The organism is Streptomyces sp. NPDC005402 (assembly GCF_040606575.1).
Classification (GTDB): domain Bacteria; phylum Actinomycetota; class Actinomycetes; order Streptomycetales; family Streptomycetaceae; genus Streptomyces.
Window position 1 is genome coordinate 25,600 of the sequence record NZ_JBEXFB010000045.1, and the last position, 11,193, is coordinate 36,792.

General features: G+C 70.7%; 8 protein-coding genes and 1 pseudogene. 1 reads left to right on the forward strand and 8 read right to left on the reverse strand.

All coding sequences use genetic code 11. The features are described 5' to 3' along the window. Window positions 1–8: 8 nt before the first annotated feature. The 4 genes and pseudogenes from ABZT02_RS43725 to ABZT02_RS43740 all read right to left on the reverse strand — a co-directional run bounded on the left by ABZT02_RS43725 (window position 9) and on the right by ABZT02_RS43740 (window position 5,119). On the reverse strand, window positions 9–236 hold the full coding sequence (locus ABZT02_RS43725) for a ferredoxin family protein (protein ID WP_266801446.1): 228 nt from the start codon (window positions 234–236) through the stop codon (window positions 9–11). Between the two features lie 12 nt (window positions 237–248). After that, window positions 249–2,950: pseudogene (locus ABZT02_RS43730) on the reverse strand (fumarate reductase/succinate dehydrogenase flavoprotein subunit). A gap of 5 nt (window positions 2,951–2,955) precedes the next feature. Continuing rightward, window positions 2,956–3,741 (reverse strand): GntR family transcriptional regulator, encoded by a 786-nt coding sequence (locus tag ABZT02_RS43735; RefSeq protein ID WP_356028521.1) that lies wholly within the window; start codon window positions 3,739–3,741, stop codon window positions 2,956–2,958. Between the two features lie 331 nt (window positions 3,742–4,072). Beyond that, entirely contained in the window at window positions 4,073–5,119 is a 1,047-nt protein-coding gene (locus ABZT02_RS43740) for a LysR substrate-binding domain-containing protein (RefSeq protein ID WP_356028541.1), read from the reverse strand. 181 nt (window positions 5,120–5,300) lie between these two features. Here ABZT02_RS43740 and ABZT02_RS43745 point away from each other — a divergent pair, with 181 nt between their 5' ends. Beyond that, window positions 5,301–6,398 carry a putative sulfate exporter family transporter gene (locus ABZT02_RS43745; RefSeq protein ID WP_356028524.1) on the forward strand — a complete coding sequence of 366 codons (1,098 nt, stop codon included), beginning with the start codon at window positions 5,301–5,303 and terminating at the stop codon, window positions 6,396–6,398. 544 nt (window positions 6,399–6,942) lie between these two features. Here ABZT02_RS43745 and ABZT02_RS43750 read toward each other — a convergent pair. The 4 genes from ABZT02_RS43750 to ABZT02_RS43765 are packed head-to-tail and all read right to left on the reverse strand — an operon-like array spanning window position 6,943 to window position 11,072. Further along, window positions 6,943–7,653 (reverse strand): hypothetical protein, encoded by a 711-nt coding sequence (locus ABZT02_RS43750; RefSeq protein ID WP_356028526.1) that lies wholly within the window; start codon window positions 7,651–7,653, stop codon window positions 6,943–6,945. Further along, complete coding sequence (locus ABZT02_RS43755; protein WP_356028528.1) at window positions 7,650–8,201, reverse strand: RNA polymerase sigma factor; 552 nt, start codon at window positions 8,199–8,201, stop codon at window positions 7,650–7,652. The genes ABZT02_RS43750 and ABZT02_RS43755 overlap by 4 nt, the downstream gene beginning before the upstream one ends. Window positions 8,202–8,235: 34 nt before the next feature. Beyond that, entirely contained in the window at window positions 8,236–9,249 is a 1,014-nt protein-coding gene (locus ABZT02_RS43760) for a serine/threonine-protein kinase (RefSeq protein WP_356028531.1), read from the reverse strand. Further along, window positions 9,246–11,072 carry an ABC transporter ATP-binding protein gene (locus ABZT02_RS43765; protein ID WP_356028533.1) on the reverse strand — a complete coding sequence of 609 codons (1,827 nt, stop codon included), beginning with the start codon at window positions 11,070–11,072 and terminating at the stop codon, window positions 9,246–9,248. Before ABZT02_RS43765 ends, ABZT02_RS43760 begins: the two co-directional genes overlap by 4 nt. Between the last annotated feature and the right edge of the window lie 121 nt (window positions 11,073–11,193).

Consider the following 11,193-nt stretch of genomic DNA (forward strand, 5'->3'; position numbering starts at 1 on the left):
GGTCCCGCTCACCGCAGCAGGAACGGGATGTCGACGGTGACCGCGTCGACCGGGCAACGGGCCGCGCAGGGGCCGCAGTACCAGCACTCGTCGACGTGCATGTACGCCTTGCCGGTGTCGGGGTGGATGGCCAGTGAGTCGAGCGGGCACATGTCCACGCAGAGCGTGCATCCGTCGATGCACTTGGCTTCGTCGATGGTGACCGGTACGTCGACCCGGTTCGCCGCTTGCGCCATCAGTGGTCTCCTTCAGCCTTGTTCGGTGGTCAGGGAATCGGTGAGGCCCATACGGGCGAAGGCGCGGACATCGGCGTCCACGTCGGTGACGGCCACCTCGAGGGCGGCCCGGACCTCCGGGCGCCCCGCCGCCATGCCCCCGAGCGCCTTGACGGCGGCCTTGCGCACATCGAGGTTGGTGTCCCGGGTGGCGGCGATCAGCGGTGCGACCGCCTCCGCCGCATCCGCGACGGCAAGGGCCGCCGCCGCACCTTGCCGGATCTGCCAGGCGGGGTCGTCCAGCGCCGCGCGGGCCAGGGCGGCCGCCTGCTCGGTGCAGCCGGTGTGTGCCATGGCGGTCAGTGCGGCGGCGCGGACCAGGACCTCGGTGTCCTGGGCGAGGCGGATCAGGGTGGCGACGCCACGAGGGTCCCCGACGGCGGCCAGTCCCCGGGCCACGGCGAGACGTACAGCCCTGGCGGGGTCGGCAGCGGCCCCCGCCAGGGCGTCGAGCGCGTCGAGGGAGACGAACCCGAGCACGACCTCGCAGCGCACCCCTTCGTCGACGTCGGGCAGCAGGGCTGTCAACTCCTCGACGGCGCACTGCCGGTGACGCCAGAGGGAGCCGACGGCGGTGGCGCGGACGTCGGCGTCCGGGTGCTCGCAGGCCGCGCGCAGCGACCGGGTGAAGCTCTCGCCGGGTACGAGCACCTCGCGCAGCTCGCCGAGCAGCTCCAGCGCGGTGCGTCGGACAGCCTCGTCGGGGTCCAGCAGGGCCGCGGCAAAAACGGGCGAGGGCTCCTCCCAGGACTCGGCGGCCTCACTGAGAACGGTCAGCGCGGTCCGGCGTACATCGGGGTCGGAGTCGGTCAGGAACTCCTCCAGTTCCTCCGTGGTCGGGGCCTCCTCGGCGAGTTCGAGGAGGGCCAGGATGCGGTGGGGGCGCCGGATCGGCGTGCTGCTGCTCATCCCCACACCGCCGCGAGGTCGGCGCCGGCCGGGGCGGGCTCGTTCGGTACCCCGTCCGGGCGGGTGAAGCCGGGCACCGGCACGATGTAGGGCGCCACCGGCCGGGTCAGTGACTCCATCTCGCCTGTTCCCGCGCTCTTGCGCAGGTTCAGATGGCGGAACCAGTTCGCGTCGTCCTGCTCGGGCCAGTCGGCGCGCTGGTGGTAGAGCCCCCAGCGGCTCTCCGTACGGGCCAGTGAGGCGCGGGCGGCCATCTCGGCGCAGTCCCGGATGAAGGTGACCTCGGCGCAGCGCATCAGTTCGTGCGGGGTCTGGGCGCCCATCTGGGCGATGTCCCGGTTCATCCGCCCGAACGCCTCCAGACCGAGGGTCAGATAGCGCTCGGTCTTGGGCGGCTGGAGGTAGTCGTTGACGAAGCGGCGCAGCTTGTACTCCACCTGCGGCTGGGGCGGGCCGTCCGGATGGGACAGCGGGCGGTAGATCAGCTCGTGCGCCGCCTGGATCTGGTCCTGCGGCAGGGCGGGCCGGCCGGCGGAGGCGGCGAAGGTACTGGCGTGTTCGCCGGCGATGTCCCCGTAGACGAAGGCGCCGATCATGTAGTTGTGCGGTACGCAGGCCATGTCCCCGGCGGCGTACAGGCCCGGCACCGTGGTCGCGGCGTGTTCGTCCACCCACACGCCCGAGGCGGAGTGCCCGCTGCACAGGCCGATCTCCGAGACGTGCATCTCGATGTCACGGGTGCGGTAGTCGTGTCCGCGACCGGCGTGGAAGGTGCCGCGGGTGGGCCGCTCGGTGGTGTGCAGGATGCCCTCGATCTGGTTGATCGTGGCGTCCGGCAGATGGCTCAGCTTGAGGTAGATGGGGCCGCGGGCACTGTCCAGCTCCCGCTTGACCTCGGCCATCATCTGACCGGACCAGTAGTCGCAGTCGACGAACCGGTTGCCGTCGGCGTTGACCGTGTAGCCGCCGAAGGGATTGGCCACGTAGGCGCACGCCGGACCGTTGTAGTCCTTGATGAGCGGGTTGATCTGGAAGCACTCGATGCCGGACAGCTCAGCGCCCGCGTGGTACGCCATCGCGTAGCCGTCGCCCGCGTTGGTGGGGTTTTCGTAGGTGCCGTAGAGATAGCCGCTGGCCGGCAGGCCCAGCCGTCCGCAGGCCCCGGCCGCCAGGATGACCGCACCGGCCGAGATGGTGACGAACTCTCCGGACCGGGTGTCGAAGCCCACCGCACCGACCGCCCGGCCCTCCACCGTGAGGACCCGCACCGGCATGATCCGGTTCTCGATCGTGACCCGGTCCCGCACATGGCGGGCCCGCAGCGTGCGGTACAGGACCTTCTTGACGTCGCGGCCCTCCGGCATCGGCAGCACGTAGCTGCCGGAGCGGTGCACCTTGCGTACGGCGTACTCGTTGTGCTCGTCCTTCTCGAACTTGACGCCGTAGCCCTCCAGCCGCTGCACCATGCCGAAGCCGCGGGTCGCGGTCTCGTAGACGGTGCGCTGGTTGACGATGCCGTCGTTGGCGAGGGTGATGTCCGCGACGTAGTCCTCGGGCGTCGCCTTGCCCGGCACCACGGCGTTGTTCACCCCGTCCATGCCCATGGCCAGCGCACCGGAGTGACGCACGTGGGCCTTCTCCAGCAGCAGCACGTCGGCGCCGTGCGCGGCCGCGGTCAGCGCCGCCATCGTGCCGGCGGTGCCTCCGCCGACGATGAGGACGTCGCAGGTGAGCTCGCGCCGTTGCGACTGAGGTGGAATCTGCACGGAAGTCAGCCCCTTTCGGAGTACGGGTGGTTCAGCAGCGGGTCGGGGGTGCGGTGGAGCCAGCCGGCCAGGGACATCCGGTCGCCGCGGAAGCGGACGAACTCGAGATCGATCGGCCGGCCGGCATCCGTGTAGGTCAGCCGTTCGAGGAACAGCAGGGGGAAGCCGTCGGGCACCCGTAGAAGATCGGCGACCGTACGGTCGGCGGCGATCGCCTCGATGGAGAGTGCGGCGGCGCCCAGAGGCAGGCCCAACTCGCCTTCGAGCAACCCGAAGACGTCGTGCCGTGTCAGGTCCATCTCCAGCAGGGGTCTGCCGATGTCCGCGGGAAGGTAGCTGGCGTCCAGGGACAGGGGCTGCCCGTCGAGCAGCCGCACCCGCTCCAGGGCGATCACCTCGGTCCCGGGGGTGAGTTCGAGACGCTCGGCCACGGTGGGTGTGGCGGGCACGGTGTCCGCCAGCAGTACCTGGTTGACGATGCGGTCCGGGCCGGTGCCGAAGCACTCCGCCAGCCCGCGCAGCCGGTCCAGCCCCTGCACGGCCTTCCCCGACACGACGAACGTTCCGACGCCGGGGATACGGTCGACCAGGCCCTCCATGCGCAGCAGCGCGAGGACGTCCCGGACGACGTTGCGGCTGGCCGCGAACTCGGCCGCCAACTCCGCCTCGGAGGGCAACGGCCGGGTGCCGTACACGCCGGTGAGAATCCGCGTACGCAGCACGTCCCGGACCCGCCGCACCGGTGCGACACGGCTGCCTGCCCCTCTGCCACCAGCGATGATCCCTGTCATGGCCGGAATGCTGGGGATGGCGTGTTACGTCAGCCAGTGGCCGGAATTACGGGTTGGTTACGCCAACCTCCTCCCTGTACGCGCCCCGCTGACCAGGCAGAACAGTCGTTTGCGGGTTCATATCGCCAGGCTTTGCGCCGACGGGAGACTTGTTCGCGCCGCCTGCCGGGCTGCCGGGGCCATCGGTCGGACGGAACGGCGGGTGCGCAACGCGCGCCGTGCGTCCTGGTACTCGCCGCGGGGCGCCGGCCCTCCAGGGCGTCACCGGTATCGGCTCGCCACCACCGCATGCTGCCCTGCAGCGAGCCGCGCGAACGGAACCGACCTCTTGCTACCTGCCGCAGACGAGGGCGAGCAGCGTGGCGGCCGGCCCCGTCGGTGGCGTCTCACGCGGCCAGACGGCGCGGAAACGCCGCCTCAGCAGGGCGGGCTCTTCCAGTGGGACGCTGATCAGCCGCCGGTCGTCGAGCTCGGCGGACACGGCGAGACGGCTCAGGACGGCGGGAGCGTCGCCCGCCGACACCGCGGACTTGATCGCGGTGGTGGAACCGAGCTCCGCCGCGGGCGCGGCTGGCTCTGCGTCTGTTCTCGGCCCGACAACCACGCCGCCGACGACGGCACTTCGCGGTCGGCTGCCGACGGCACCGGGCGGCGGGGGAGTACCTGCCGAAGGCAAGTCGGGCAGAGCTGTCTCTGGTGAGGTCAGGGGATCGTGTGCAGCGGACCGGCGCAGGACTTCCCAGACGGCGTCGCGCGTTCCCGACCCCTGCTCCCGCACGATCAGCGGGGTCGCGGCCAACGTGCGCAGCGCCAGCGGGTGTCGCAGCCTGGCCCAAGGGTGTCCCGGTGCCACCACTACGACGAGTTCGTCCTCGGCGATGGTGCGACTGCGAAGACCGTCGGGCGCGCGCGGGCCCTCGACGAAGCCGAGGTCGGCCTCTCGGCTGCGCACCATGTCCGCGACCTGAGCCGAGTTGCCGACCCGCAGGGCGACCTTGACCTCGGGGAGTCTGGCGCGCAGAGCGATCAGCCACCCCGGCACCCGGTGGTCCGCGATGGTCATGGACGCCGCGATCCGCAGTCGGCCCTGCTGATCTGCGTGGAGCGCGGCGACACCACTGACCAGCGCCCTGGCGGCGTCGAGGACCGGCAGTGCCCATTCCACGACGGCGGTTCCGGCAGGGGTAAGCCGCGACCCGGTGGAACTCCGTTCGAGCAGTACCAGCCGAAGTCGGCGCTCCAGGGCGCTGATCCGCATGCTCGCGGCGGGCTGGCTCATCCCATGGCGTGCGGCGGCCCGGCCGAGACTGCCGGTCTCAGCGACCGAGACCAGCAGTTCCAGCACCTTCAGTTCCGGTGTCTCCGGCGGGAGCCCCATCAGCACTGCTTATGACCTCCTCGGAAATCGGTCTCTACCGAACACCGACTGTGCGCGGTGATCGTGCAGTACGGATCACGGCTGTCGTGCGCAACGGAACCAGACGGCCGTGCGGAACGGATCAGGAAGCCGTACGGCGCGGATCGAGCAACCGTACGGAACGGATCAGGAAGAAGACGCCATGGAACCGTCCTACGCCCTGCTGGTCAAGCCGCTCCCACAGCGCGCTCTCGCCGGGACGAGACGAACCGCACGTGCGGTGGGCGCCAAAGTGCCCGGGCTGGCAGTCGCTCTGACGGTCGCTCTGCCGGCCACATGGCTGGGCCGCCTCGTCCCGACGGTGGGCGGCCCGGTGTTCGGCATCGTGGTCGGTGCCTTGGCCGGGGCACTGCTCGGGCGGGGCGCCGCACCCGGACGGGCGGAGCGCTTGCGCCCCGGGTACGCCTTCGTCGGCAGACAGGTTCTGCAGGCGTCCATCATCGTGCTCGGTGCCGGACTTCCCTTGAGTGAAGTGCTGCACGTAGGGGCCGGATCGCTGCCGGTCATGCTGGGCACGCTGGCCGTGGCACTGGGCGGTGCCCGGGTCGTCGGCGGGCTGCTGGGGGTCCACCGCGAGACCGGGCTGCTGATCGGGGTCGGTACCGGCGTGTGCGGAGCCTCGGCGATCGCCGCGGTCACCGCCGCCGTGGACGCCGCCGAGGCCCGGGTCGCCTACGCCCTGGGCACCATCTTCACGTTCAACATCGCCGCCGTGCTCTTGTTTCCTCCGATCGGACATCTGCTCGGCCTGTCGCAGGAGGCGTTCGGGCTGTGGAGCGGCACCGCGATCAACGACACGTCCTCGGTCGTGGCGGCCGCATACAGTTACGGAACGGAGGCCGGGGCGTACGCGGTGGTGGTCAAGCTGACGCGCAGCCTCATGATCGTGCCGATCTGCGCGGTCCTGGTGATGTGGCGGACCTGGCGTCGGCGGGCCATCCATGTCCAGCCCAACGAGACGACGAGCGGGCGCATATGGCGCGCGTTCCCGCTGTTCGTCATCGGTTTCCTCGCCGCCTCGGCTCTGGCCACCTGCGGCGGAATCCCCGCCTCATGGCAGCTGGTGCTTCCAGTGATCAGCACGTTCCTGATCACCCTCGCCCTGTCGGGGATCGGTCTGTCACTCAAGTTCTCTCAGCTGCGCGAAGCGGGCCCGCGGCCCCTGCTGCTGGGTGCCATCCTGTGGATCGTCGTCGGCGTGACCGGAGTGGCCTTGCAGGCGATCACCGGTCGGCTATGACACGAGCACGGTTCGCGGACACGGCGTTGGCGGGTCGGCCGGTTGCACACTGCTGACCAAAACAGGCCGAATGCTCCCCCGCGCGGTGGTGGCCTGGCGCAGCCGAAGTCCACCTCGCCCAGCGCCCAGGAGTCGAAATGCCAGGCCGACGCGGTCGCTTCTGACGCGATCACCCATGACCGTGCAAGGAGCGGGATCCGTGATGGTGAGGCCCGAGCAGGGGAACACAGCACGGGGGTGGTACCTGTTTTGTGTGTCTTGCGGCGGTGGTGCCGGGCGAGTGCGGCGGTTGCCGGACGGCCTCACGGCGTAGTCCTACACAGCGATCAAGTCGCTTATCCCAATGAGCGGTTGTGACCGTCACGGACTCCGAGCGGCCAAGTTTTTTCAGCCATCAGACGGCGACAAGCTGACTGCCATACCCGGAGTCCTCGGGCTTCACCGATCCTACGAATGACCGGCGTGAGCCCGCGCTGGAACCGCCGGACAAGCTCAGTGGCACCAGACTGACCTTCACCCACCAGCCGACAACAACCCGAGGAGCTCAGTAGCCGGACGGATGGAGGGTGGCGCTGGCCACGACCGAGCGGTCGGCCGCGAGCAGGTGCACCTTGGTCACGGGTGACGAGCCGGTGGAGTAGGGGGCGACCCACTGGGCGTAGCCGGCGGCCAGGGGAAAGGCGCCGATGATGGTGGTGGAGCCGTCCGCCCGTTCGATCTGGCAGGTGAATGCGCCGTGCAGGTCGGCCCGGACGCGCGCGGGGAGGTCGTCGGCGTCCACCGACATGTACACCCAGTGCGGCCGACCCGTGTAAGTGAAGACGCGCCCGACGTCCTGGCTTTGGGAGGTGAGGTCGGCGCTGAGCAGCCGGTCGGTCCGGGCAGGGCCGGCGGTCGGTGAGGACGCGGAGGTGACGCCGATCGCCCATCCGCCCACCGCCAGCGCCGCGGCCGTCACAGCGGTTGCGACACCGAGGGCGAACCGTTGGCGCAGTGTCCGGCGACGGCGTTGGGGCGGTAGTCCGATGCGCTGGAGCACACGCATTTCGAACCCCACCGGCGGCTCGCGTCGGGGAATCAGGTAGAGCAGTTCGTCGGCCGTGCGCGCCAGCTCCCGGACGTTCTCCAGGCAGGCGGGGCAGTGCTGCAGGTGGGCCAGGGCGGTGGCGCGCTCCTGGGCGGGCAGTACTCCCAGTGCCACTTCGGCGGCGATGTCCCGCAGCCGTTGGCACGTGAACAGGTCGTCGCCGGTCATGATGTCGTGTCCTGCCTGTGCGTCAGGGTCTCGCGCAGCTTGGCCAGAGCCGTCCTGATCCGGGTCTTGGCGGTGCCGAGGGGTACCTGCTCCAGGTCCGCCACCTGCTGCGCGGTCATTCCGTAGACGCCGGCCATGACGATGGCACGGGCCTGGCCCGGCGGCAGCTCCGCGATGGCCCGCCGCAACTCGGCCGAGTCCTCGTCGGCCATCGCCAGCCGCTCGGGGCTGTCGGTGGCCGCGTCCAGCAGCGGTGCCATCCGGGTGGGGTCCACGGGGACAACTCTGCGGGAGCGCACGGCGTCGATCGCCAGGTTGTGGGCGATGGCCGTCAACCAGGTACGCACTGATCCACGGCGCGAATCGTAGACCTGGGCGTGGCGCCAGGCCTGTTCGAAGGTCTGTTGGGCCACGTCCTCGGCGAGCTGGACGTCGCCGGTGACCGTCATGGCCACGCCGAAGACCTTGTGCTGGAACCGGCGGACGAACGCCACCGCGAACTCGGGATCGTCGGTCGTCAGTCCTGCCAGCAGCGCGTCATCGGGCATCCGCTCCAGAGAAAGCCCCAAATGGTGCATATCTCTAATACGTAGCATCCTCGTGAAGGGATTGTCTGCGAGACGGCTCGGGTTCCGGTGACTCCACGTCCCTGCGGTGGAAGGGCAGCAGCGCGTCGAGCGCCGAGGCGAGGGAGCCGAGGCTCGGCCGGGCGGTGGGGTCCGGTTCCAGGCACGCGTCGATCGCGGTGGCGAGCGCACGCGGCAGGCGGCGCCGGGTGCCCACGGGTGCGGCCCTGCCCTCCAGCTGCGGGTACCGGTGCTGCCGGCTGTAGGTGTCGCTGAGGCTCGCGGACGCCGACGGGGCGCCGGGGTCGCCGGCCGGCTCGCCGTCCGTCGTGGCGGAAGTGACCTCGGGGAAGGGGAGATCACCGGTGGCGGCCTCGTACAGGGTGATGCCCACGCCCCACACATCCGCGGCGGCGGACAGACCAGTGCCCCGGGCCTGCTCGGGGGCGAGGTAGCAGGGGGTGCCGATGCCGGCGGGCGCGGGCCCCGGCGGGCGGGCCACGCTGAGGTCGAGGAGTTTGGCGCGCCGGCAGTCGATGATCACGTTGGAGGGCTTCACGTCAAGGTGCAGCAGGTCCCGGCCGTGCAGGTAGTGCAGTGCGGAGCACAGGTGCAGGCCCAGGAAGGCCACGTCATGGGCGGTGAGCCGGTGCCGCAGGCGGCCGATCAGGTGGGTGAGCGTCTCGCCGGTCAGTGTCTCCAGGACGACGAGGGACTCGGGCATCTCGACCGTCTCGTACGCGCGGACCAGATGCGGGTGGCTGAACGCCTGCAGCCAGCGGCCCTCGCGCAGGAGCCGTTCGCGGAGCCGTGTTTCGTGTCGGCGGTCCGGACGGAGCGTCTTCACCAGGCAGCGGCAGTCGCGCTCGTAGCTCCAGGCGTCGTACACGTCGAGCCATCCGGTCCTGGTCAGGTGGGCGAGGATCTCGTAGCCGGCGGCAGGCGTCGCCCCCGGCGGCAGGGGAGAGACCGGCGGAGCCGTCCGATGGCGGGGAACCGCTCGCGGTGAGGCGAGGTTCGGACGGCTCATGGGAAGGCCTTGATCATGGAAGCGGTGACAGCGGGATCCGCGGGGGCGTGCAACCGGTGCAGTCGGGCGTAGGTGTTGCCGCTCAGCAGCAGGTCGTGATGGGTTCCCTGCTCGACGACCCGGCCGTGGTCCAGCACCAGGATCCGGGTGGCGTCGCGGACAGTGAGCAGGTTGTGGGAGATGACGATCGTGGTGCGTCCGGCCATCAGCCGGCGCAACGGCTCCATGACCCGCCGGCCCGACTCGGCGTCCAGGCCGGTGGTCGGCTCGTCCAGGAGGAGCACGGGCGCGTCACGGATCATGGCCCGTGCGATCGCCAGGCGCTGGCGCTGGCCTCCGGACAGCAGCCTGCCACGCTGGCCCACGACGGTGTCGTAGCCCTCCGGCAGAGCGGTGACGAAGTTGTGCGCGTCCGCGGCACGGGCCGCCGCGACGACCTCCCGCTCACTGGCGTCCGGACGGCCGTAGAGGATGTTCTCGCGCACGGTGCCGTGCAGGACGAGCGTCTCCTGGAGCACCACGGCCACATGGTCACGGACGTCGGCGAGCCGCAGGGTCCTCAGGTCCGCTCCGTCGAGGTGAACGGCCCCATGCTCGGGGTCGTAGAAGCGCAGCAGGAGCTTGGCGACGGTGGACTTCCCCGCGCCACTGGCTCCGACCAGCGCCAGGGTCTGCCCGGGCTCCACGCGCAACGACACGTCGCACAGCGCGGGCCGGGCGGCCCCCGGATAGGTGAAGCCGACACTGTCGAACTCCACCTGTCCGCGAACCCGGCCCAGCCGGACGGGAGCGGGGGCATCGCTCACCTGCGGGCGCTGGTCGAGCAGCTCGATGATCCGCTCCGCCGCGGCGGAGGCCGCGTAGAAGGTGCTGTTGAGGTGGGACATACCCCGGATCGGGCTGTAGAGCTTGCTCAGCAGCGCCAGGAAGACCAGCAACTCGCCCAGGGTAAGACGGCCGCGGGCCAGCTGCCAGGTGCCAAGGCCCATCACCAGGAGAGCCCCGTTCAGCTCGATGAGGTCGACCAGCGGTCCGAAGACGGCACGGATCCTGGTCGAGGTCATGGCGGCGCGGTACCGTCCGAGGATCTCGCGCTGGAACCTGCCCTGCTCCCACTCCTGGCGGTTGTACGCCTGCACCAGGGCGATGTTGCCCAGCACCTCCTCGGCGACCGCGCTGACCGAACCGCTGCGCCGACGGCGCTCCCGGGAAGCGGCTTTCACCAACCGGGAGAAGTAGCGGGCCGCGCACCAGAACAGCGGCACGACGACCAGGGCGAACAGCGTCAGGTCCCAGCTCAGGTAGAAGAGCATGCCCAGGAAGATGCCCAGCCGCATCACGTACCACAGCGCCTGGGCCACGCCCGAGAGCAGGAACGTCTCGACGGCGTCGACGTCACCGGTGACCCGGGCCAGCACATCGCCGAGCCTGCGCCGCTCGAAGAAGCCGAGGGAGAGGTGCTGCACATGCCGGAAGACGTCTGCCCGCAGTGCGAGCAGGAATCGCTCGCCCACCCAGGTGGAGGTCACGTCATCGGCGAACGACACGATGCCGGAGGCGAGGCTGAGCCCGACGTACGCCAGGGCGATCGGCAGGAACGGGCTGAGGTCGCGCTGGACGAGCACCTCGTCCACCACCACCTTGAACAGCCATATCTCCGCCGCGTCGATGCCGGGGCCGACCACGCAGAACGCCACGAGCGGCAGCAGCCACCTCCGTCCGCCGCGCGTATACGGCCAGAACCGGCGGAAGATGTGCCGCACCGGCAGTGCCGGCGCGACAGCGACCAGCTGTTCACCCTCCGGCTCGGCGACAGTGAGCAACCGCCGCAGCGCCGCGGGGGGGGGGGGGGGGGCCCCCCGGGGGGGGGGGGGGGGGTTGGGGGACCCCCCCCACCCCCGGCCCCACCCCCCCGCCCGGGGGGGGTGGGCGCCCCCCCCCCCC

Bases quoted from the DNA above. Each gene is read 5' to 3' on its own strand.
- ABZT02_RS43760 (WP_356028531.1), bottom strand. From the start codon at position 9,249: ATGAGCCGTCCGAACCTCGCCTCACCGCGAGCGGTTCCCCGCCATCGG.
- ABZT02_RS43740 (WP_356028541.1), bottom strand. From the start codon at position 5,119: ATGGGGCTCCCGCCGGAGACACCGGAACTGAAGGTGCTGGAACTGCTG.
- ABZT02_RS43735 (WP_356028521.1), bottom strand. From the start codon at position 3,741: ATGACAGGGATCATCGCTGGTGGCAGAGGGGCAGGCAGCCGTGTCGCA.
- ABZT02_RS43725 (WP_266801446.1), bottom strand. From the start codon at position 236: ATGGCGCAAGCGGCGAACCGGGTCGACGTACCGGTCACCATCGACGAA.
- ABZT02_RS43755 (WP_356028528.1), bottom strand. From the start codon at position 8,201: ATGCCCGATGACGCGCTGCTGGCAGGACTGACGACCGACGATCCCGAG.
- ABZT02_RS43745 (WP_356028524.1), top strand. From the start codon at position 5,301: ATGGAACCGTCCTACGCCCTGCTGGTCAAGCCGCTCCCACAGCGCGCT.
- ABZT02_RS43750 (WP_356028526.1), bottom strand. From the start codon at position 7,653: ATGACCGGCGACGACCTGTTCACGTGCCAACGGCTGCGGGACATCGCC.